General features: G+C 61.5%; 16 protein-coding genes. 11 read left to right on the top strand and 5 right to left on the bottom strand.

The window, feature by feature from the left end:
- Positions 1–88: 88 nt before the first annotated feature.
- Positions 89–4,984 (bottom strand): alpha-2-macroglobulin family protein, encoded by a 4,896-nt coding sequence (locus tag AC07W7_RS14360; protein ID WP_495039542.1) that lies wholly within the window; start codon positions 4,982–4,984, stop codon positions 89–91.
- Between the two features lie 475 nt (positions 4,985–5,459).
- Here AC07W7_RS14360 and AC07W7_RS14355 point away from each other — a divergent pair, with 475 nt between their 5' ends.
- The 4 genes from AC07W7_RS14355 to AC07W7_RS14340 all read left to right on the top strand — a co-directional run bounded on the left by AC07W7_RS14355 (position 5,460) and on the right by AC07W7_RS14340 (position 10,600).
- Positions 5,460–5,759, top strand: a complete 300-nt coding sequence (locus tag AC07W7_RS14355) for a DUF6124 family protein (protein ID WP_076961491.1) — start codon at positions 5,460–5,462, stop codon at positions 5,757–5,759.
- Positions 5,760–5,956: 197 nt separating this feature from the next.
- Entirely contained in the window at positions 5,957–7,474 is a 1,518-nt protein-coding gene (locus AC07W7_RS14350) for a M91 family zinc metallopeptidase (RefSeq protein ID WP_495039541.1), read from the top strand.
- Between the two features lie 137 nt (positions 7,475–7,611).
- Positions 7,612–8,955, top strand: coding sequence for an MATE family efflux transporter (locus AC07W7_RS14345; RefSeq protein ID WP_495039540.1), 1,344 nt, complete (start codon positions 7,612–7,614; stop codon positions 8,953–8,955).
- Positions 8,956–9,091: 136 nt separating this feature from the next.
- Entirely contained in the window at positions 9,092–10,600 is a 1,509-nt protein-coding gene (locus AC07W7_RS14340) for a M91 family zinc metallopeptidase (RefSeq protein ID WP_495039539.1), read from the top strand.
- 9 nt (positions 10,601–10,609) lie between these two features.
- Here the strand turns inward: AC07W7_RS14340 and speA are convergent, their stop codons facing one another.
- The 4 genes from speA to AC07W7_RS14320 all read right to left on the bottom strand — a co-directional run bounded on the left by speA (position 10,610) and on the right by AC07W7_RS14320 (position 14,882).
- Entirely contained in the window at positions 10,610–12,523 is a 1,914-nt protein-coding gene (gene speA, locus AC07W7_RS14335; RefSeq protein WP_495039538.1) for an arginine decarboxylase, read from the bottom strand.
- Positions 12,524–12,719: 196 nt separating this feature from the next.
- Positions 12,720–13,091, bottom strand: coding sequence for a translation initiation factor Sui1 (locus tag AC07W7_RS14330; RefSeq protein ID WP_029297635.1), 372 nt, complete (start codon positions 13,089–13,091; stop codon positions 12,720–12,722).
- A gap of 183 nt (positions 13,092–13,274) precedes the next feature.
- The gene (locus AC07W7_RS14325; RefSeq protein WP_076961495.1) at positions 13,275–13,811 is read right to left on the bottom strand and encodes an NUDIX hydrolase; all 537 of its coding nucleotides are present in this window, start codon (positions 13,809–13,811) and stop codon (positions 13,275–13,277) included.
- Between the two features lie 3 nt (positions 13,812–13,814).
- Complete coding sequence (locus tag AC07W7_RS14320) at positions 13,815–14,882, bottom strand: DUF2333 family protein (protein WP_495039537.1); 1,068 nt, start codon at positions 14,880–14,882, stop codon at positions 13,815–13,817.
- Between the two features lie 274 nt (positions 14,883–15,156).
- Between AC07W7_RS14320 and AC07W7_RS14315 the strand changes: the two genes are divergently transcribed.
- The 7 genes from AC07W7_RS14315 (at position 15,157) to AC07W7_RS14285 (ending at position 23,856) form a co-directional block, all read left to right on the top strand.
- A complete protein-coding gene (locus AC07W7_RS14315) occupies positions 15,157–16,827 on the top strand; it encodes a diguanylate cyclase (protein WP_495039536.1) in 1,671 nt (556 codons plus the stop codon).
- Between the two features lie 54 nt (positions 16,828–16,881).
- On the top strand, positions 16,882–18,843 hold the full coding sequence (locus AC07W7_RS14310; RefSeq protein ID WP_495039535.1) for a methyl-accepting chemotaxis protein: 1,962 nt from the start codon (positions 16,882–16,884) through the stop codon (positions 18,841–18,843).
- 295 nt (positions 18,844–19,138) lie between these two features.
- Positions 19,139–19,594, top strand: coding sequence for a type II 3-dehydroquinate dehydratase (aroQ, locus tag AC07W7_RS14305; protein WP_057437567.1), 456 nt, complete (start codon positions 19,139–19,141; stop codon positions 19,592–19,594).
- A 24-nt stretch (positions 19,595–19,618) separates the two neighbouring features.
- Positions 19,619–20,083, top strand: coding sequence for an acetyl-CoA carboxylase biotin carboxyl carrier protein (gene accB, locus AC07W7_RS14300; RefSeq protein WP_076961499.1), 465 nt, complete (start codon positions 19,619–19,621; stop codon positions 20,081–20,083).
- 17 nt (positions 20,084–20,100) lie between these two features.
- Complete coding sequence (gene accC, locus AC07W7_RS14295; RefSeq protein ID WP_076961500.1) at positions 20,101–21,462, top strand: acetyl-CoA carboxylase biotin carboxylase subunit; 1,362 nt, start codon at positions 20,101–20,103, stop codon at positions 21,460–21,462.
- Positions 21,463–21,735: 273 nt separating this feature from the next.
- Entirely contained in the window at positions 21,736–22,614 is an 879-nt protein-coding gene (gene prmA / locus AC07W7_RS14290) for a 50S ribosomal protein L11 methyltransferase (protein WP_495039534.1), read from the top strand.
- Positions 22,615–22,644: 30 nt separating this feature from the next.
- Entirely contained in the window at positions 22,645–23,856 is a 1,212-nt protein-coding gene (locus tag AC07W7_RS14285) for a DUF3426 domain-containing protein (protein ID WP_495039533.1), read from the top strand.
- Positions 23,857–23,865: the final 9 nt, after the last annotated feature.

Raw genomic sequence — 23,865 nt, 5'->3', positions numbered from 1 at the left:
AGCCACCGAATGTATGGGCTGAAAGATCGCTATCGCGGGCAAGCCCGCTCCCACATAAAGCTACCGCCAGTTCCTACAGGGGTTGGGCTTAACGGCCCTTGATCACCATATCGGCCGGGGTCTCCCCCACTGCCTGCCAGTTCGGCCGGTACATCGACTCCACTTGCGGCGGCGGTACGCGATAAGTCCCCGGCGTGACCGCGCGGGCCAGGTACAGCAGGTGCGTGGTGCCATAGCCATCCAGGTTCAGCGCGGCCACATAGCGATCATCGCGGTATTCCTGATGCTTGATCGACGCATTCTGCATCGACTCGCGCCATTCCTTGACCTGGCTGCTGGCGTTTTCCAGGCTGGCGGCGCTTTGCCCCAGGTTCTGGTTTTCCAGCTCCAGGCCGGCCGGCAACAGGTCCACCACCAGGGCATCCGGCACCCGTTGCTTGTTGGCGCTGACGGCAATGTGCACCAGCACCAGGTCGCCGCTGCGTAGGCTTTGCAGGTTCAGCGGTTGGCCATTCATCCCCAGGTACTCGCGGCGAATGCTCAGGTTTTCGCCGCCCGCTACCGGGGCGTGCTGTGGATAACCGGAGATGCTCAATTGCTGGTAGATCGGCTCGCTGCCCGGGTTGCGCAGGGTCAGCGGTGAAGCCAGCAACGGACCTTCCAGCTTCAGGCCGGACTGGCCATTGTTCAGCTCACGGGTTTCGCCGCCGCTGTGCAGTTGCGCAGTCCAGTTGGTTTCCGGCTTGCCCAGCAAGCCACGCCCGGCGAGGAACAGCGAGTTGCGCTCCTGGGTCGACAGCCATGGGCTGGCCGCCATCTGATCCGACAGCTCGAACAGGCGCTCTTCACGCTTGCCCTTGGCCAGGTCGTTTTCTTCCAGCAGGGCCAGGATCATCGCCTGGTCGCGCAGCGGGCTGCCGTAGTCGGCCAGCCATTCATTGGCTTTGCGGCGCACCGCCAGACCGGCCAGCAATGCCTGGTCGGCACGTGGCTGGTCGCCCATCTTCTGCAAGGCAATCGCCAACTGCACCAGGGGCAGACCGGAACGCGCATCGCTGCGGCGTTCAAACAGGCTGCGCAACGCGCCCAGCGGGGCCTGTTGGGTGCGCGCCAGCACCAGGCCGGCATAGGCCTGTACGGCAAAACGCGTGTGGTCGGCATTGTCGCTGTAGTCGACCTCGATCAGGTTGCGCTCCTGCACATAACGCAGCAGGCGTTCGCTGGCCTTTTTCAGCGCCTCGGGCGGTACGGCAAACCCCTGGTCGCGGGCGCGTAGCAGGAAGTCGGTGACATAGGCCGTCAGCCAGTATTCCTCATCGCCATCGGCGCCCCACAAGCCAAAGCTGCCGTTATAGCGCTGCATACCCAGCAGGCGCTCGATACCCAGTTCGATCTTGCGCTTGCGCTCGGCATCCGGCTCGCCGGTCAGGCCCAGGCGCGTCAGTACGGCGGCATCGGCATAAAGGGATGGGTACAGGCCGCTGGCGGTTTGTTCCAGGCAGCCATACGGGTAGGCCTTGAGCGCACGAATCTGCTCGCCCAGGTTCAACGGCGGGCGGCTCGACAGGCTCAACAGCGCCTCACGCCCGGCCGGTTCAAACAGTGCCAGCTCGCTGTCCGGCAGGCTCCAGGCTTCGTCCTTGAGCACCGCGCGGTATTGCTTGAGCAGCGCCGGATAAGCCGGGCGCACGCCCAAAGTCCATTCGCGGGTAAACGCCGGCAGGTTCTCGCCCGGCAGGTCCAGGCCATTGACCGTGACCTTGAGCTTGCCCTGGCCAAAACCGCCCAGTGCGCGCACCGGAATCTGCAAGGTGGTGCGCTGGCCCTGGGTCAGTTGCACGCTTTGCGATGGCTCGCCCAGCAGGGTCAGCTGGCCTTCGGCAGTCAGTTGCACATCCAACTTCTGTGCCTTGCCCGACAGGTTGGACAGGTCCAGCGCCAGGCGCGTCTGGTCGCCGCCCGCGAGGAAGCGCGGGGCCGACAGCTCGGCAATCAACGGCGCGGCGATCACGGTCTTGGCTTCGGCCATGCCGTAGCGGTCATCGCTCCAGGCCTGGGCCATCAGGCGCAACTCGCCGTTGAAGTCGGGGATATTCACGCTGACTTCGCCCTCGCCCTGGTCGTTCAAGGTCACCGGCGCGCTTTGCAGGGCGACGATGGTGACGCTGGTGTCCGGGCGCTTGCCGCCCTTGGCCAGCGCCGCGTCACCGCCAAAGGCCAGGCTGGCCAGGCGCCCCTGGCCGGCTTCGATCAACTGCCCGTAGATATCGAACTGGTCCACCCCGTAGGCCTTGCGACCGAACAGGCTGGCGTACGGATCCGGCGTCGGGTATTCGGTGATGTTGAGGATGCCCACGTCCACCGCCGCCACCAGCACATGCACCTGTTTGGGCACGCTGCCATCGGCATTTTTTGCCGCGACCTTGACCGTCAGTGGCTGCTTGGGGCGCATTTTTTCCGGCGCCGTCAGGGTCAGGCCCAGCTTGCGCTGAGTACGGTCCAACGGCAGATGCAGCAAGCCCACTGCGCGTTTGGGGGTGATATTGGCCTTGCGCTCGCCGGGACGGATCACCAGCGCACTCACATACAGATCATGGCGCGACCATTTCGGGTTGAGCTTCACCGCAAAGCTCTTGCCTTCGGCCGGCACCTCGATCTCTTGCCACCACAACGGGCCTTCGCTGGACTCCACCAATAGGTAGCCTTTACCGGCCGCCGGTGGGGTGACGGTGACGTTGGCCGTGTCGCCATCGCCATACGCCGGTTTGTCCAGCGCCAGCTTGACCTGGTCCGGGCGCACGGCGCCGCCTTCGGTGTTGTCCTGAGCCTGGTAGCCGGCCCAGAAACGCTTGCTGCTGATCAGCCCGGTCTGCGGGTCTTCGACTTCAACGCGGTACGGGCCCCACTCCACCTGGAAGCTGACCTTGGCCGTGTCGCCGGCCTTGATGTTGACAGTCTGCTCATCGAGGTTGAGGAATTTCTCGTTGTAGTGATAGCTCCAGCCGTCGTTGTCCGAGTAGTTCCAGTAGTAGTCGCGGCGCTCGCGGATCAGGCGCACCTTGAGGTTGTCGGCCGCGAGTTTCTGACCGTCCTGGTTGGCCAGCAGCACCTCGAATTCCGCGGGGCCATCGCCATCGGTTTCCTTGCCCTCGAACAGGCCGCGCAGGCCGGGCAGTTGCTCGGCCGGCCAGACCGGTTGCACCAGGCGCCGGGTGATCGGGCGCCCGCCGGACTCTTGCAGGCTGGCCTGCACGATCAGTTGCAATGGCGACTTGGCCTCGCTCCACTTGCTTTCCAGGGTCAGTTTTTCCTGGCCCTGGGCATCGAGCACGCTTTCGTCCAGCTCAAAATCCTGGCTCAGTTCTTCTTCCGTTACCGAGCCAAACTCATAGCCTGGCAGGGCTTTGACCGCCTCGCGCAGCGGGCGCACATACACTTGCCCGCTCAGGCGATTACCCGCCGCCGGGGCGCCATAGAGGTAGCGGCCGTTGACCTGGATAACGGCGTTGTCCGCCGGGCTCAAGGGCGTATCGCTGCCCTTGAGCTCCAGGGCCAGGCGCTCGGGCAGGAAGTCTTCGACGAGGAATTCGTACAGTTGCGGCCTGCCGTCACCCAGGTCGAACACCAGTTGCCAGCGCCCGGTCGGCGCTTCGCCGGCCAACTGCAACGGGTATTGATAGAGGCCAGAGGCATCGGCCTCCCATACAAATTTGCGGCTGACCTGTTCATCCGGGCGGCGCACTTCGACACTCACCGGTTGCGGCTTGACGGCATTGCCGTCCTTGTCGCGCAGCAGGGCGTTGAGCAGCACGGTTTCGCCCGGGCGGTACAGGTCGCGCGGGCCGAACACGAAGAATTGCAGCGGGTGCGCAGGCTGGCCGCCGATATCGAACTCGGCCAGGTCCAGCGCCGCGCTGTCGAGGCGCAACAGGCTGGTTTGCTCGCCCTGCTTGGCCAGCAATACCTGGGCCTTTTTCGGCAGCGGCAGTTCGGCGTGGCCGCCCTTCTCGGTCTTGCCCTGGCCCAGCACACGGCCTTCGGCATCGAGGATTTCCAGCTCGACGCCATCCAGCGCCTTGCCGCCTTCCAGCGCCTGGGTAAACACATCCAGGCGGTTGGCATAACGGTGTACCGACAGGCCGATATCACTGAGGGTAAACAGCGTGGCCGGTTGCGAATAGTTGTAGGTGCCCGAAGCACGCATCACCGCCAGGTACACGCCCGGCTGTTGCAGTTGCTTGAGACCGGCGATGGGCAGCAGCAGGGTTTCGCGGGTGTTGCGCGCAGGATTGAGGTCGAAACGGCCGCCGTACACCAGGTCGGCCATGGGCAGCAGTTCGCGGGATTCATAGCTTTGCAGGCTGGTGTTACGGCCCCATTGAGCGAGGAAGGCCGGCAGCGATTCGGGCTTGATACGGAAGAACTCAACGTCGATCTTGTCGACATTCAGCGCGATCACCGGCAAACCTTCGGCCAGGCGGGTGGGCAACAGGGTGCCACGGCTGGCGAAACCGACGGTGGCTTGCAGGTCGCGGGTTTCCAGGCGCGCAATGTACTCGGCGGCGAGCTTGGCGTCATTGACGCCGCGCAGGCCGGCGTCCACAGTCAGCACCAACTTGCGCTGGGGCTCCAGGTGGCGCAGGCGCAGTTCCATCAGGTTGTCGGAAAGCTCCCAGGCACCGTCGACCTTGCCGGATTTGCTGTCCACCAGGTGCAGCTTGTCAGCGAACTTCTGGTCCGGGTCCAGCGGGATCGAAAAACTCACCGACAAGGTGCTGGCGCCATCCAGTTGCACTTCGGATACATCCACCACGCTTAACTCACGGCCGGCATAACGCTGCTTGAGCGTCGCCACATCCACCACGGCCTTGGCCGGCGCCGTCACCGCTGCCGCAGGGGCCGCGGGAGCTGCTGGTTTGTCGGAAGAATCGCAGGCGCTCAGCAGGGCCAGCGCACAGGCCAGGAACAATCCTTTGTTAAGCATGGGGCACTCGTTGTCGGGGTGTCTGAGGGGTGAACTATATATCAGTGCCAGTGAAGCGGGTTATGGTGGCGATCACATTGACCGACGGAGGGTGGTTTGGTTCTCGATCACCTCAAAAGCGCAGAAAACTCCCTATGGGAGCTGGCTTGTCGGGCTGGCATTTGGTCATGGTTTGTAAAGGGCCAGCAAGGCGTGTCGCTTTAAATTGCAGGACGTTTCCTAGACAATCCTTGGCGCCTTGTGCCTGTTGGAATCGGTGACTAGTCAGCGGTCCGTCACTGCTTATCAGTGATCGGGTTTAGTCGCCCGACTCCAAATTCGGCGCATGGTCCATGTAGTTTTATGGTGGCTGTGCGCAGGGCGCCTTCGGGTGCGCCGGAGTTTCCGATTTTGGCCGGTCGACTAACCTGCGTACAGCCGCCACCTTCGTTAGTCGCGACAGGTTCGGCTTCAGAATCAAATTCGGAGCTAAGCCATGAATAAAATTGTCCCCGACCCACCCTGCGACCTGCTCAACGACCGCGCCGCCTTCAATCGCGCCCTCAGCCACTATCTACCGACCCAGGGCTTCCACTCCATCAGCGAAGAACTGAGTTTTGAAGACTCCCTGCTCTACACCGCCAGCCTGCTGAACAGCGCCTCGGCCACTGCGCTCGACTGTGGTGAACACTTGCCCGGTGCCGAACGGGCCAAGGTGCTGGCGGTGTGGCATTTGCTGGAGATCGCCAAGACCACGGTCGACCGCTCTATCGAGTGCTTGCATCCCCCGGGATAAACGCGATCAACAAGGTAGGAGCCTGCTTACCGACTCCTACCTTCAAAATCCAATAAACCCGCTCGCTGATCCCGGACAACCAACTCCTCGCTCTCGATTAGTTACAAACACATGCAGCTTTTTTTCGGATTAAAAACCACAGAGTCTTTAAACCTGCGAGGTTAAACAGTGGTCCTCATAACAAGGTAGATCTGTAAATGAATATACTCCCGAGCCCATCAACACCGCCCACCCCCCCTCCAGCTGCCAACACGCCTAAAATACAAGAAGGCCTACGCTACCTCACGCCTTTAGTCGATGATGGCAACGCCAATATCCAACATCTATCAGATTATAAAACCGACCCTCAAGGCAAGCTGGTCCCGAATGCCAGCAGAGTCCTGATTACCACGGCAGATCGGGCTGACACTATCAACATCACGATAGGGGCAGACCAACAACTCAATGCACGTATAAATGGCAAAGACTACAAACTACCACTGACTGCAAACAATAATGTGCACTCGCTGAGAATCCAGACCCAAGGAGGTAATGACCGTATTACCGTAGACAAGAACATCAACATCGAAATGCACATAGACGGTGGCGACGGTGATGACTATATCGAGGCCAATGGACGAACCGGCAGCGTATTAGGAGGCAAAGGCAACGATTACATACGCCTGGGCACCGGCCATATGGTTGCCTTGGGCGGAGATGGCGACGACATCATGATCGCAGGCACCGGTAACTCCACGATGCTGGGTCAAAAAGGCAACGACAAGTTATACGCCGACTATCCCGCACCGAAGACCAACCTACGCCAGGTTTACCTCAATGGCGGCCAGGGTAACGACGAACTCTATGCCGGGACCGGCAAAACCATCTTGAACGGCGGCCCCGGCAACGATAAGCACGTAGGTTATCGTCAGACTACTTTCTATACCGGCGCGGGCCAGGATACAGTCCATTCCTATGATGCTCAGGATCGGATCTACGCTAAAAAAACCGACACGATCCACAAACCCGCACAGGTAAACACCACCCATGTTGAATACAACAGCAACGCGGGTAAAAAAGGCCTGAAAATAGAAGGCACTCCAGAGTTCACTGAACAAACAGAGGATTACCTTGAACAACTCAGGGGATCGCCGGTCGGGCAGAAAGTACTGCAGGAAATGGACCGCCTTGCCGAAAAAAATGGCACCTACGTCACCATAAGTAGATCCCCGCTGTTTGAGGCGAACACTTACAGCCAATCTAATTCGGTTGGAGAGATCCCACGCGCCAGCCGGCTTCCTGAGCATGAATTTCTGCCTGAATACGGCCATATAACAAATGGCGTCGCCGGATCAAAAGCCGTAGATGGCGTAATCGGCTTTCTTCCAGAGCATTTCACGAAGGCCTTTGACACATCCCCCTTAATCGCCATGGACCATGAAACAATTCATGCCATCGTCTTTGCCGAGGGCAAAGGCATAGCCGGCGATAAGCCGATCTTTGATAAAGAAGGCAAGCCGGTCATGTTCCAGGGCGCACAGCTCAGGGTGAAGAACGCAGAGTATCAAGCTGTCGGTCTTCCAACCAAAACCCGACCCTTCGACTTCGACAACGATCCCTCGACACCGCCCACAACAACCAACACGTCGCCGTTCACGGAAAACGCCCTGCGTGAAGAAATGGGCGTACCGCTACGCGATCGATACGCGGAAGAAGAGCCCCCACTCATCGGTTAGGGCTGGGGCACAAGCCCCCTCACAAGACTGCGCCTGGGATCACGCTGGCTGTTTTTCAGCTAGCATAACCAGCCCCCCTATCCAATCTGCTGTACTGCCAATGCATGGGTACAATGCTCCTCCCCCAAGGAGCCCCCATGTCCACCTTACTCACCGACTGGCGCCACCGCCCCACCCATCGCCGTGTCTGGGCCCTGGCCGCGCCGATGATTCTGTCGAATATCTCGGTGCCGCTGGTGGCCCTGGTGGACAGCATGGTCATCGGCCACCTGCCCCACGCCCATCAACTGGGCGCCGTGGCCGTGGGGGCCAGCCTGTATACCTTCCTGGCCTGGGCCATGGGGTTTCTGCGCATGGGCACCACCGGCTTTGCCGCCCAGGCCGCGGGGCGCAATGATGGCGCGGCGCTGCGGCAAATCCTGTTGCAAGGCTTGTTGCTGGCGCTGGGGTTGGCGATGGTGCTGGGCACGGTGGGCATTCCCTTGAGCCACTTGGCGCTGGAGTGGATGCAGCCCTCGGCCGAGTTGAATCAACTGACCCGCGAATTCTTCCACACCCGGCTGTTCGGCCTGCCTGCCGCCCTGGCTACCTATGCCTTGGTGGGCTGGTTCCTGGGCACGCAAAACGCCCGGGCGCCGCTGGCGATTCTGTTGACCACTAACCTGGTGAATATCGCCCTGAACCTGTGGTTTGTGCTGGGCCTGGACTGGGGCGTGGTCGGCTCGGCGCGGGCCTCGGTGATTGCCGAATGGACCGGCGCCCTGCTTGGCCTGGCCCTCACGCAAAAAGCCTTGCGCGCCTACCCCGGGCACATCGCCTGGGCGGCGCTCAAGGTCTGGCACAGCTGGCGCGCGCTGCTGGCGGTCAACCGCGACATCTTTATCCGCAGCCTGGCGCTGCAGTCGGTGTTTTTCATGATCACCGTGCAAGGCGCGCGGTTGGGCGATGCCACCGTCGCCGCCAATGCGCTACTGCTCAATGGGCTATTGCTGACCGCCCATGCCCTGGATGGCCTGGCCCACGCGGTGGAAGCGTTGTGCGGCCACGCCATTGGCGCCCATGACCGCCAGGCCTTGCGTCGCTCGTTGGTGGTCGCCTGCGGCTGGTCGCTGATCGCCAGCCTCGGGTTTGTGCTGTTGTTTACCTTCGCCGGCCACTTGTTTATCGCCATGCAGACCGATATCCCCAGCGTGCGCGAAACCGCCGATATCTACCTGCCATACCTGGCGGTACTGCCGTTGATTGCGGTGTGGAGTTATCTGTTGGACGGTTTGTTTATCGGCGCGACCCGTGCGCGGGAGATGCGCAACGGCATGTTGCTGACGGTGCTGATTATGCTGCCGCTTGCCTGGGCGTTGCAGGGGCTGGGGAACCACGGGTTGTGGATAACGTTCCTGCTGTTTATGGCAGTGCGCAGCTTGACGTTGTGGGCGATTGCCTGGCGGCTGAATCGGCAGGGGCTATGGCTGGGCGCTAACTGAAGGAGCACGGTCCAAAACGCTGGGCCCTGCGTGCAAAAATCAGCAACCATGGCTTACAAAGTGCCTTAGCGCTTTCCAGAGACGGGAACCACACAACCAGTGTGTTAACTCCCCACTCTCAAGTAGGCCAACAACCATGTTTATTAAAACATCCGCGACTTCGACACCTGCTGCTGGACACCCCACTGCGTCCCTGTCTAACACCCCCAATGCTGGAGCGCCCAGAAACCCTTATGAAAAAGTGTTGGCGGATGATGGCAATGTCAAAATACTGTTTAAACCCATCAAAGAAAGAGACCCACTTTCCAACACCCTCAACACGCGCCACCAAGTACAACTCAGCACAACTTACCGCTCGGACAAAGTTCATATCAGCGTGGATCAAAACAACAATCTTGTCGCCTCCGTCAACGGAAAAGACTACAAGCTTCCGCTCTCGGCAGATAATAAATCGCACTCCTTGAATATCATGACCGGAGGCGGTAACGACCATATTTCCATTGATAAGCGTGTCAACATAGAACTGCACATCGACGGCGGGGACGGCAATGATGTAATTCATGCAGAAGGAAACACAACCACGGTAAAGGGTGGCAAAGGCGACGATCAGATCATCCTGGGGCGTGGCAATACCGCCGCATTGGGCGGGGACGGCGATGACATCATGATTGCAGGCAGCGGCAATGCGGTCATGTCCGGCGGCAAAGGCAACGATCGCCTGTATGTCGGTGCCGGGCCCGACAATAGAGTGCTATACCTCAATGGCGACCAGGGTAACGACCTGCTACATGCGGGCCCTGGCACTGTTGTGTTAAACGGAGGACGAGGAAATGACATACTTTCTGGTTATAACCAGACTACTTTCTATAGCGGTGATGGGAAAGACACCATTCACTCCTATAATAAAAACGATAAAATCTATGCAAAACCCAAAGACAAAATCAACAATCCAATGGCAGCCAAAGTCACCCATTTGGAATATGCCGAGAGCGGTAAGAAAGGTTTGAAAATAGAAGGCACACCCGAATTTATCGAACAGATGGAAGACATTGTAGATCGCCTAAGAAGCTCCCCCGTCGGCCAGAAAATGCTAAAAAAGATGGATCAATTCGTCGACGGCACGCGCGCGCCCATCACCGTCGCCGAGGGTGATTTTGAATACGAGCCGCATATTGACCACGTAGAAAACTTATCGGTCAAAGAGCTTCAAAACGATCCATATCCATCAGAATTTGGCTTTATAAGAAATAACCAACCGGGCTCAGTTTCGGCTCACTCCAGGATCGGCGCCAATCCCGTTTTTTTTGATAAGGATTTTGCCACGCCACCTGAGATCGCGTTCCAACATGAACTCGCTCATGCCTACGATGGCGGTACCGGAACGTTAATACCCGGCAGCGGTGATGTAATAGGTACAGATGGGATCCCCATCTTCCAGTTCGGAGAGCCGGCTCAAGTCGAAAACAGGGAATATCAAGCCGTTGGACTTCCCACGGCAGCCACCCAATTCGATGCTGAAAACGACCCTGACAACCCGATGAACAGCAAAAACCCCGCCCCCCTCACGGAGAACGCCCTGCGTGCCGAAATGGGCGTTCCGTTGCGCGACCGGTATGACGTGGATGAAGCGCCGCGCATCGGATAAGCCCGTGGCTCAGGAAGACAGGTAAGACGAACGCGTCAGCCCCAGGCGCAACGCATCCAGGAACTGGGTACGCTCCGACGCTGTGATCTTCGCGCTGGCGCACTTGTCGCGGTAGTGGGTCATCAACTCCTCCGGCGACAAGTGCACGTAGCGCAGCATGTCTTCGATGGTGTCGTGGGTCTCGATCCCGGCGCTGTACACCGAACCGTCTGCGCGCTGGTAGATGTTCACCGAGTCGGTGTCACCGAACAGGTTGTGCATGTCCCCGAGGATTTCCTGGTAGGCGCCCACCAGGAAGATCCCCAGCAGGTAGTCTTCGCCCTCGTTCAAACCGTGCACCGGCAGGCTGGTCTCGATGCTTTGCTCGTCGACGTATTGCTTGATCTTGCCGTCGGAGTCGCAGGTCAGGTCTTGCAGTACCGCACGGCGCATCGGCTCTTCGTCGAGGCGATGCAGCGGCAGGATCGGCAGGACCTGGCCGATGGCCCAGGTGTCCGGCAGGCTCTGGAAGACCGAGAAGTTGCAGATGTACTTGTCGGCCAGCTTGTCGTTGAGCTCGTCCAGCACCTGGCGGTGCGAGCGCTGGCGGGCCTTGAGCGAGTTGTGCAGGCGGCGACACACGGCGAAGTAGCATTGTTCGGCCAGGGCCTTTTCCGCGAGGGTCAGCTTGCCGTCGGCGTACTGCGCGGCCACGTCGCTCATGTAGTGGGTGGCGCGCCAGTAGGTTTCGGTGACCATTTCAATGTCGGTCGGGCCCAGCAGGTCGACCAGCCATTGCACGGTTTCCGGCAGGCTTTCCTTGTTCTCGATCACCGGCACGTCGTCGTTGTGTTTCTCGACGTCGGTCACCTGCACCACCAGCATGGCGTGGTGGGCGGTCAGGGAGCGGCCGCTTTCGGAGAAGATGTTGGGGTGCGGCAGGTTCTGCGCGTCGCAGAATTCCTTGAGCATGCCCACCACGACGCCGGCGTAGTCATCCATGTCGTAGTTGATCGAGCTGGCATTGCGTGAGTGGGTGCCGTCGTAGTCCACGCCCAGGCCGCCGCCAACGTCGATGTGGTCCACCGGCAGGCCGAGGCTGCGCAGTTCGCCGTAGTAGCGGATGGCTTCCTTGAACCCGTGCTGGTAGTCCGCCAGGTTGGCGATCTGCGAGCCCATATGAAAGTGCAGCAGGCGGATGCCCTGGTCCAGGCCCGCAGCGCGGAAGCGCTCGACCACCGACAACAACTGCGCTGCCGACAGGCCGAACTTGGACTTCTCGCCACCGGTGTCGGCCCACTTGCTCGACGCCAGGGACGACAGGCGCACCCGCAGGCCGACCTGGGGCTTGACCTTGAGGTTGGCGGCTTCTTCGATCACCAGGCCCACTTCGGACTCTTTCTCGATCACGATAAACACGTTGTGGCCCAGCTTCTGGCCCATCAGCGCCAGGCGGATGAACTCACGGTCCTTGTAACCGTTGCAGACGATGGTGCCGCCTTTCGGCGCCAGGGCCAGCACAGCCAACAGCTCAGGCTTGGAGCCGGCCTCCAGGCCGATGGACACGTCCTGGGTGGCGATGATGTTCTCGATCACCGCTTCCTGCTGGTTGACCTTGATCGGGTACAACGCGGTGTATTTGCTCTGGTATTCCAGGCGTTCGATGTTCGCGTCGAAGGCACCGGTCAGCTGGCGCACGCGGTCTTGCAGGATATCCGGGAAGCGCACCAGCAGGGGCAGGGACAGGCCGCTTTTGCGCAGCTCGTCCACTTGCTCGTACAAATCGATGGGCGAACTGTTCGGGCCGTTCGGACGGACTTCAACGCGACCGGCATCATTGATCGCGAAATACCCGGCCCCCCAATGGCGAATCCCGTAAACACTGCGGCTGTCCGCAACTGTCCATTGGCTGCCATCGTCTTTGCGTGTGCGTCGTACGGACATCGAAGTCCCCTATATAAAGTCGAAGAGCGCCACCCAAGTCAGAGGCTGGCGCAGTCTAAAGAGTGAAAATGACGATTTGCCTGTGAGAGAGGTAGACCCCCCTTGCAGGACAGAGTTTAGACACCGGTCAGGAACAGGCTCTGTGAAACCATGGAGACGACGAGCGCGCTCGTCGGTGCGGGTTTCACAGAGGCTGCTAGCCGCCGGACTTCTTCGCCTTGTAACCGAGCTTGATCAACTCGGCCAACAGCAACTCGACGTGGTCGCCCTGGATTTCGATGATCCCGTCTTTCAGGGCGCCACCGGTGCCACAGCGCTTTTTCAGCACGGTGGCCAACTCCTTGAGTGGCTCGGCCGCCAGGGGCACGCCGGTGATGGTGGTCACCGTCTTGCCGCCACGGCCCTTGCTCTCGCGGCGTACGCGGGCAATACCGTCACCTTCGGGAATCAGGGTCTGTTTGCAGGTACAGGCGTCCACGGGCTGGCGACAGTCCGGGCAATGCCGACCTGCGTCGGTGGAAAACACCAGGCCACCAAGGGCGGCGAAGGATGCGGCTTTTTTGGCCACCGGCAATCCTCTTGGGAGGATGAAGACTGATCAGTGCCCGTCAACGGGATCACCGACCGCGAAGCCCCACTCAGGCAGGGGCAGCGCTACCGAGCCGCCAAGGCGGTTCGGCTTGAAAAGTCGCGCAGTGTAACGGCAAAAAGCCTACTTGCTAAGAGCCAAATGGCGCCAATTTATGCAACTTTAGCGACGCGCCGCCAGATAGCGTTTTAAGGCGGCCAGGGAGTCAGGGCAATAGGACTTTTGCTCGATATCCTCCAGCACCGCCTCGATGGGCATAAAACGCGCCTCCAGCACCTCTTCGGGCTGCAGCTGCAGCGGCCCGTCCCAGACCGCCGAGAACGCCGAGCACCAGAGCCGGTTGCCCGTGTCCTCGAAAAAGAAGTGGTCGTGGGCGGTCAGTTCCACGCCGCTGACGCCCAACTCTTCTGCCAGCTCACGGGCGGCCGACTGCTCGTAGGTCTCGCCCGCCGCCACCATGCCGCCCGCCGCCACGTCCCAGTAACCGGGATAGATGGCTTTGCTCAGGGTGCGCCGATGCACGCACAGCTCACCCTTTGAGTTGAACAGCATGATGTAGGTGCCGCGCCCGATCAGCCCACGCTCGCGCAGGTCGGCACGCACCAGGGCGCCGAGCAGGTTGTCCTGCTCGTCGACCCAGGCAATGTGCTCGGCATCCGAGGCCGCGCGGTGCGCGACCTCCTTGGCGCTATCGACCATGGCTCAACCCTGGTTCAGCAGTTGACGCAAGTCGATCACTGCCGCGTTGGCACGGGAGATGTAGTTGGCCATTACCAGCGAGTGGTTGGCCAATACGCCGTAGCCGCTGCCATTGAGGATCATCGGGCTCCACAGGGTTTCCTGGGAGGCCTCCAGCTCACGAATGATCTGGCGCACGCTGACGGTGGCGTTTTTCTTGGCCAGCACGTCGGCAAAGTCGACTTCGATGGCGCGCAACAGGTGGGACAGGGCCCACGCCTGGCCGCGGGCTTCGTAGAACACGTTGTCGATCTGCATCCATGGGGTTTCCACCACTTCCTCATCGACCTGCGGCACTTCGCCCGGCGCCAGCGCTTCGGTTTTCAGCGCGGTGTTGAGCTTGACCCGGCCGACGCTGGCCGACAGGCGCTGCGACAACGAACCCAGGCGGGTGGCGACATCGCCCAGCCAGTTGTTCAGGTTATCGGCGCGGGCATAAAACAGGGCGCCCTTTTGATTGGGGTCGGACAGGCGTGCCTGATAGCGGCTCAGGGAGTTGATGCCTTCCTGGTACTCCGATTCGCTGGAAGGCAGCACCCAGCTCTTGTTATCGAAGTTGAAGCGCGGCTCGGCCTTGGCCAGGTCGGCATCTTCGGCCGATTGCGATTGCGAGCGGGCGAAGTCCTTGCGCAGGGCGCGGGTCAGGTCACGCACCTGCACCAGCACGCCATATTCCCAACTGGGCATGTTGTCCATCCACAACCCAGGCGGGAAGCGGTCGTTGGAAATGTAGCCCCCAGGCTTGTTGAGCAGGGTGCCCACCACGGTCTTGACGGTTTCGACGGTGGTAAAGCCGATCACCATTTGCTTGCCGTCTTTTTCGGCGGCCAGTTGTGCGTTTTGCTGGACCGGGAACAAGGCCGGCTCCTGGCTCCAATACCAACCCAGGCCACCGGTGACCAACAGGTAAATCACAACCAGGGTCAGCAGGGCCCGGCTCATCAGCAGATTACGAAAATAGCTGCGGGAGGCCGACGTGGGCGCAGGGCTTGGGCCTGGGGCGCTGCCTGCACGGTTTTTCCAGTCCAGCATGGCGGATATCCTTTCAGTCACTTGAGTTCAATAGCTACGACCACAACCCTACCCCATCGTGCCCGTCGGTGCGGGGCTTTTCATCAAGGTGGCGCAAAGCTGGCACTCAACTATAAAGGATGGGCGCTGATGCGCCTACGCGACCTAACGGTCAGCAAATGAATCCTTTGGACAGTGCAGTTAATTGACGTATGACACGCGTGCGAATGAAAAGAGGTGCTAGCATAGAGCCACCAGTCGACCTCAGCATGCACCCTTACCTAGTAGTCAGGATATGACCGAGCCAGAAGACCCAAGCCGTGAGCGTCTCAAGCAGCACTTTGCCCAGCGGGTAATTCATCAGGCGCGTCAAATTCTTGAGATCTGGCAGCGTTTGCAGCGCAGCGAATGGTCGAACGCCGAATTGAGCGAACTCAGCGAGGCCAATCTGCGCCTGCTACGGTTTGCCGAGCGTTTTGAACAACCCGAGCATGGCCAGCTGGCCCGGCACATCATCGAGTCGCTTAAAGCCGTGGACGAAAACCGCGGCCGCCTGAGCAGCCACCTGATCACCGACCTCAACCGCCTGATGCAGCGCCTGTCGCGCACCGGCCTGCGCCAGGGCGACCAACTGGACCAGACGTTCCTGCCGCCGATGCGCAAGCCCATCTACGTCATGCTGGCCGATCACGACCGCGCCGAACGCCTGGCCAAGCAGTTGGAATTCTTTGGCCTGAGCGCGCAATCCCTGGAAAGTGTGGCCGCCTTCCGCGACGTCATGGCCGACCGCCTGCCGGCGGCGATTGTGATGGATGTGGACTTCTGCGGCGCCGGGCTGGGCCTGAAGCTGGCCGCCGAAGCCCAGGAAGGCCTGGAACAGAAACTGCCGCTGCTGTTCTTCAGCCTGCACGAAACCGACACCCCGACCCGCCTGGCCGCCGTGCGCGCCGGTGGCCAGGAGTTTTTGACCGGCACCCTGGAAGCCTCGAGCCTGCTGGAAAAAATCGAAGTGCTGACCTGCGTCGCCCAGTACGAGCCTTATAAAGTACTGATCATCGACGACTCCCGCGCCCAGGCCATGCACACCGAGCGCCTGCTCAACAGTGCCGGGATCGTCACCCGCACCCTGATCGAGCCGATCCAGGCCATGGCCGAACTGGCGGACTTCCAGCCCGACCTGATCATCCTCGACATGTATATGCCGGCCTGCACCGGCACCGAGCTGGCCAAGGTGATCCGCCACAATGACCGCTATGTCAGCGTGCCGATCATCTACCTGTCGGCCGAGGACGACCTGGATAAACAACTGGACGCCATGAGCGAAGGCGGCGACGACTTCCTCACCAAGCCGATCAAGCCGCGCCACCTGATTACCACCGTGCGCAACCGTGCCGCCCGCGCCCGCCATCTCAAGGCGCGGATGGTGCGCGACAGCCTGACCGGCCTGTACAACCACACCCATATCCTGCAACTGCTGGAAGATTGCAGCTTCCGCTCGCGCCGCGAGAACAAGCCGCTGAGCTTTGCCATGCTCGACATTGACCACTTCAAGCGGGTCAACGACAGCCACGGCCACCCCATGGGCGACCGCGTGATCAAGAGCCTGGCGCTGTTTCTCAAGCAGCGCCTGCGCAAGACCGACTACATCGGCCGCTACGGCGGCGAAGAGTTCGCCATTGTCATGCCCGACACCGACCTGGACGCCGCCTGCAAAGTGCTCGACGAAATCCGCGGGCGCTTTGCCGAAATCCATTACCCGGCCCAGCCCCAGGATTTGTGGTGCACCTTCAGCGCCGGCGTGGTCGAGCTGTGCGGCGGTTCCGACAGCCTGATGATGGCGGCCCAGGCCGACGAAGCGCTGTACCGCGCCAAGGACGCCGGGCGCAATCGCGTACACGCTGCGCGTGCATCAAAGCAAAGTGCCATCTTTTCACCGGACGCCACTGACTCCGTCATAACCTTGTAACCAAAGCGCAATAACTTCAGGCAACTATCCTTCCGCCGTTGGTTGAAACCACGCATGCGCCTGAAGCTGCTGACGAATCTGAACACCCTTCTGCTGGTCGCCGTTTGCCTGGCCCTGGGCGCTACGCTCTGGTGGTCGCAACGGGCCCTTGAGCGGCCCTACCTGCTGATGGAGCGCTACCTGGGCCTGTCCCAGGCCTTCCAGAACCAGACCGCGCGCAATATCGACGATTACCTGGCCAGCGGCGACGCCCTGCGCCTGAGCGCTGCCGGCCAGAGCCTGGAAACCCTGCTCCAGCACCTCGATGAGCTGCCGCCTGAGCTGACCCAACAGTTGCGCCCCGGCCTGCTGGACCTCGACGGCTTCAGCAAGACCGACCTGCTGGCCGCCGGCAAACTGGCCGGTGACCCACAAGCCCTGTTGCTGCAAGCCGAGCGGGAACTGGGGGCCAATCTGGAGCAACTGGGCCAGTACGCCATGGGCGTCAATTCATTGGACGCGGCGCGTTATCTGCCGCCGCTGCTCGCCGCCTCGCAGCATCTGGGCCGACTGTCCCTGGCGCGGGACAAACTGGTGAGCAGCGGGCGCAGTGAACTGGCCGACGATGTGGAGCGTGAACTGGCCACTATCCGCAGCCAGGCGGACGTGCTTGAACAGCTACCGCTGTTGGGCGTGACCGCCAGCAGTGCCTCCAACAGCGATGACTTTTCCGCCTTGATGGGCCTGGAAAGCAGCCAGACCACGGTGGCCGAGGACACCGGCGTGGGCCTCAAGCGCGAGCTCAACAGCCTGCTCACGCGCTACCCGGCAGAGCTTGCGCGGACCCGCGAGCAAATCCACAAACGCACCGAACTGGCCGCCGCGACTCATCTGAAAATCAACACCGTGCAGCAAGCCATCGCCGCGCTGGAGCCCGAAGTGCGTGCCCAGCACGCCCGGATCCAGGGCGAAGTACGGGTGATCCAGGGCGTGATGATCGGCCTGATCCTGCTGATCGCGCTGCTGATCGACACCCTGCAACGGCGCCTGGCGCGGGTGCTGACCGGCCTGGCGCCGGCCTTGTCGACCTGGGCCGAGGGCGACTTCAGCCAACAGATCGCCCTGGGGGCGACCAACCGCGAACTGCATGATATTGAAGCCTCGCTCAATCGCCTGCGGGCTTACCTGGTGAACCTGGTGGGCACTATTCGCGCCAATGCAGAAGAAGTGGCCGGCAGCAGCCGCGCCCTGGCCGAACTGAGTGGCGGCCTGCATGACGGCGCCGAACGCCAGGCCGGCGACACCGCGCAAATCCGCGATTCACTGGGGGAACTGGAAGCCACCATCCAACAGGTCGCCGGCGACGCCAGCCAGGCCGCCGGGGCCAGCCGCAGTGCTGGCGAGGCCGTGGAGCATGGCCAACGGGTGATCGGCTTGAGCCTGACCGGCCTGCACGCGCTGGTGGGCGAAGTGCAGGACAATGCGCAGATGATCGAAAAACTCGCCGAAGAGTCCGCCACCATTGGCAGCGTGCTCACGGTGATCCGCTCGATTGCCGACCAGACCAACCTGCTGGCGCTCAACGCCGCCATCGAGGCCGCCCGCGCCGGTGAAGCCGGGCGCGGGTTTGCGGTGGTCGCCGACGAAGTACGCTCCCTGGCCCAGCGCACGGCCGGCGCCACCGCCGAGATCCAGACCCTGATCGCCGGCCTGCAAACCGCCGCCCGACAATCGGTGGACGGCATGCGCGCCCAGGTCGAACACGCCGAAGCCACCGCCCAGCAAGCCCAGGCGGCCGACGGCGCGCTGGATGAAATCGTCAGCGCGATCCAGACCATCTCCGACACAGCCATCCGTATCGCCGACGTAACGGCCCAGCAGAGCGGCGCGGTCAGTGAAATCCGCGATAACAGCGAGCGCATCCACCAATTGGGCGAAGACAACCTGCTACGCATTGGCCAGGGCCGCAGCCAGGGCGAGCATCTGCTGGTGCTCGGCGGGCAGCTCAATACCGCCGTGCAGGCATTCCGCGTCTGACCCCCTCTCCCATGTGCTTGATCGTTGCCTGATCGTGATCGTTCCCACGCTCCGCGTGGGAATGCTGCCCCGGACGCTCCGCGTCCCGCCTTAAAGTCGTGACACAGAGTGTCACTGGATGCATTCCCACGCGGAGCGTGGGAACGATCAATGACCGGATCGCGCACCTCAGTCACATACTTTGCGCAATCCTCGCTAATCGTGCTGGCTATTGCAGAGAACTGGACAGTCACAAAGGCTTTGCGGCATAGTCGCCGGGTTCTGGCGTACCCACCTCCAATAACAAGGAACAGCGATGGCGACCTTACTGGTTCTGCACGGACCCAACCTGAACCTGCTCGGCACCCGCGAACCGGGTGTGTACGGTGCAGTCACCCTCGAACAGATCAACCTCGATCTGGAGCGACGGGCCCGTGAAGCCGGCCACCATCTGCTCTACCTGCAAAGCAATGCCGAGTATGAATTGATTGATCGCATTCACGCCGCGCGCAGCGAAGGCGTGGACTTTATCCTGATCAATCCCGCCGCTTTTACGCACACAAGCGTTGCATTACGTGACGCGTTGCTGGCGGTGAGCATCCCATTCATCGAAGTGCATTTATCGAACGTGCATAAACGCGAAGCTTTCCGCCATCACTCTTACTTCTCCGACGTAGCGGTAGGAGTGATCTGCGGCCTTGGCGCCAGCGGTTACCGACTGGCCCTGGAGGCCGCCCTGGAACACATTGAAGAACAGGCTAAACGCCCCTGACCGACCCTTGGGAGTTGATGATTCATGGATATCCGTAAAGTTAAGAAACTGATCGAACTGCTGGAAGAGTCCGGTATCGACGAGCTGGAAATCAAGGAAGGCGAAGAGTCCGTACGGATCAGCCGCCACAGCAAAACCCCGGCCCAACAGTTCTACGCGCCACAGATGCAAGCGCCGGCGCCTGCCGCTGCTGCTCCGGTCGCCGCACCTGCTGCTGCCGCAGCGCCTGCTGCACCGGCCGCGCCAGTGCTCAACGGTTTCGTGGTCAAGTCGCCAATGGTCGGTACCTTCTACCGCACCCCGGCACCGACCTCGCCAGCCTTCGTTGAAGTGGGCAAGACCGTGAAAGTGGGCGACACCATCTGCATCGTGGAAGCGATGAAAATGATGAACCACATCACGGCCGAAAAAGCCGGCGTCATCGAATCCATCCTGGTAGAAAACGGTCAGCCGGTTGAGTACGACCAGCCGCTGTTCACCATCGTTTGAACCGCGGAGCGCCTTCGATGTTGAAACCTGCGAAGAAACTGCAAAAAGTCCTGATCGCCAACCGCGGCGAGATCGCGCTGCGGATCCTGCGCGCCTGTAAGGAAGAGGGCATCAAGACCGTCGCTGTTTACTCGACGGCCGATACCGAACTGATGCACGTGAAACTGGCGGACGAAAGCATCTGCATCGGCCCGCCACTGGCCACGAACTCGTACCTGAAGGTCTCGAACATCATCGCTGCGGCTGAAGTGACTGGCGCTGATGGCATCCACCCTGGCTATGGCTTCCTCGCGGAAAACGCCGATTTCGCCGAACAGGTGGAAAAATCCGGCTTCGCCTTCATCGGCCCGAAAGCCGAGACCATTCGCCTGATGGGCGACAAGGTATCGGCCAAGGACGCCATGATCGCCGCCGGCGTGCCAACCGTACCAGGTTCCGACGGCCCGCTGCCGGAAGACGAGGAAACCGCCCTGCGCATCGGTCGCGAAGTCGGTTACCCGGTGATCATCAAGGCCGCCGGCGGTGGTGGTGGTCGCGGCATGCGCGTGGTGCACAAGGAAGAAGAGCTGATCGAAGCCGCCAAGCAGACGCGCTCCGAAGCGGCTGCCTGGTTCGGCAACCCGATGGTCTACCTGGAAAAATACCTGACCAACCCACGTCACGTGGAAGTCCAGGTACTGTCCGACGGCCAGGGCCACGCCATCCACCTGGGCGACCGCGATTGCTCGCTGCAACGCCGTCACCAGAAGGTCCTGGAAGAAGCACCGGCACCGGGCCTGGATGAAAAGGCACGCCAGGAAGTCCTGGCACGCTGCGTCAAGGCCTGCATCGACATCAACTACCGTGGCGCCGGGACCTTCGAGTTCCTCTACGAGAACGGCCGCTTCTACTTCATCGAGATGAACACTCGTGTGCAGGTAGAGCACCCGGTGTCGGAGATGGTCACCGGTATCGACATCGTCAAGGAGATGCTCAGCATCGCCGCTGGCAACAAGCTGTCGTTTACCCAGGACGACGTGAAGATGCACGGCCACTCCCTGGAGTGCCGGATCAACGCCGAAGACCCGAAGACCTTTATCCCAAGCCCTGGCCTGGTCAAGCATTTCCATGCGCCCGGCGGCAACGGCGTACGTGTGGATTCGCACCTGTACAGCGGCTACAAGGTTCCGTCCAACTACGACTCGCTGATCGGCAAGCTGATCACCTGGGGCGCCACCCGCGACGAGGCCATGGCCCGTATGCGCAATGCCCTGGACGAAATCGTGGTCGACGGCATCAAGACCAACATCCCCCTGCATCGGGATCTGGTTCGTGATGAAGGCTTCTGTGAAGGGGGGGTGAACATTCACTACCTGGAACACAAGCTGGCCAACCAGTAAGTTCGTGCTCCACCTACAAAACCGCCTTCGGGTGGTTTTGTCGTTTATGGACCCACAAGAACACCACAACCCCCTGTGGGAGCTGGCTTGCCTGCGATAGCGGTGGGCCAGGCACTGATGAGCAAGCTGACACCCCGCCATCGCAGGCAAGCCAGCTCCCACATTTGGCTCCCGTGCTGTCAGTGGTGTCGTCTTATCCTCGCCGCTCGCGTAAACTTGCGCCCTTTCGCAGCCCCATCCCGCTGCACACTCATTTTTTCAAAGGTGCCCGCCATGCCTTGGCTGCAAGTCCGTCTCGCCATCAGCCCAGAACAAGCCGAAACCTATGAAGACGCGTTCCTTGAAGTAGGCGCCGTGTCGGTGACCTTCATGGACGCCGAAGACCAGCCGATTTTCGAGCCTGAGCTGAACACCACACCCCTGTGGTCCCACACCCATTTGCTGGCGCTGTTTGAAGACAGCACCGACGCCAGCAGCGTGTTTGCCCATATGGAACTGCTGACCGGTAGCCCGCTGCCCGAGCACCATAGCGAAGTGATCGAAGACCAGGACTGGGAACGCAGCTGGATGGACAACTTCCAGCCCATGCGTTTCGGCCAACGCCTGTGGATCGTGCCAAGCTGGCATGCCGCTCCCGAGCCTGAGGCGGTCAACCTGCTGCTGGACCCGGGCCTGGCATTCGGCACCGGCACCCACCCGACCACCGCCCTGTGCCTGGAATGGCTCGACGGCCAGGACCTGCAAGACTGCAACGTGCTGGACTTCGGTTGCGGCTCGGGGATCCTGGCCATCGCCGCGCTGCTGCTGGGCGCCAGGCAAGCCGTCGGCACCGATATCGACGTCCAGGCCCTGGAAGCCTCCCGCGATAACGCCGGGCGCAACAACATTGCCGAAGGCAAATTCCCACTGTACCTGCCCGAGGATTTGCCCCAGGTGCAGGCCGACGTGCTGGTCGCCAATATCCTGGCCGGGCCGCTGGTCTCGCTGGCCCCGCAACTGTCGAGCCTGGTCAGGCCGGGTGGGCGCCTGGCGCTGTCGGGGATCCTCGCCGAACAGGGCGAAGAAGTCGCCGCCGCCTATGCCCGGGACTTCGACCTGGACCCCATCGCCAACCGCAATGGCTGGGTACGCATCAGCGGTCGTCGGCGCTAGAATGAGCGCCTGTATGAATCGGATGGCCGCATGACCGACAGTTTCGTCACCCAGTGCCCGCATTGCCAAACCCGTTTCCGCGCAAGCCATGCTCAATTGAGTGTGGCCCGTGGCGTGGTTCGCTGCGGCTCGTGCCTGCAAGTGTTCAATGCCGCCCGGCAACTGCTGGAGCAGCGTGCCCACGCGCCTGAAACGCCGGCCGCCGAAGCACCGCCACGCGCCATCAGCCAGAAACAGTGGGCCGCCGAAGAGCTGGACCTGGACCACCTGGACCTCGACGAAGAGCTGGCCAAGCTGGAGCGCCGGGAGATCCAACACACCCAGCCCCAGGGCAGCGACCGCCGCCAGGCCGGCGCAGACCGTCGGCAAAAAGACGAACCGATGAGCGCCAGCCGCGACACGGCCAAGGCTGAAGAAGAACAGTGGGCCGCCAGCCTGTTCAGCGAGCCGCCGGACGAACGGGCTGCGACAATCGCCCACGCCGAGGAAACCGCCGAGCCGGCCCCGGCCCCCGTGGGCAAACCCCAGCGCACCGAACCCTCGATGTCCTTCGACCTGCACGAGGTGGACGACGAGCCCACGGTACATGCCGACGATACCCGTACCGCGCCCGAGTCGCTCATCGACAGCGAGCCGGACGCGCCCATCGAGCCCGAGCCACGCCGCAAGCGCACGCGCGCCACGGGCAACGCCCATGACGAGATGCTGCAAGACCTGGAAGACGATCCGCTGCACCTGTACAGCGGCAAACGTCCCGCCGGTTGGGGCCGCCGCCTGCTCTGGCTGACCCTGGTGCTGCTGGCCGCCGCCGCCCTCGCCGGCCAGTACATTGCCTACCAGTTCGACGACCTGGCCCGCCAGGACAAATACCGGCCATGGTTCCAGGAACTGTGCCCGACACTGGGCTGCACCGTGCCATCACGGGTCGATATCGCCCACATCAAGAGCAGCAACCTGGTGGTGCGCAGCCATCCCGAGTTCGCCGGCGCCCTGGTGGTGGATGCCATCATCTATAACCGCGCCACGTTCTCCCAGCCGTTCCCCCTGCTGGAGCTGCGCTTTGCCGACCTCAATGGCCGGATGATCGCCAGCCGGCGCTTCAAGCCCGCCGAGTACCTGAGCGGCGAGCTGGCCGGCCAGACCGAGATGCCGTCCCAGACCCCGATCCATATCGCCCTGGACATTCTCGACCCAGGCCACAAAGCCGTGAACTACAGTCTCAGTTTCCACTCCCCCGAGTGATTGGCGGCG

Source organism: Pseudomonas sp. GW821-FHT01D09 (genome assembly GCF_059422465.1).
The sequence above is the reverse complement of the archived record's forward strand: the minus strand, read 5'-3'. Positions and strand labels throughout refer to the sequence as shown.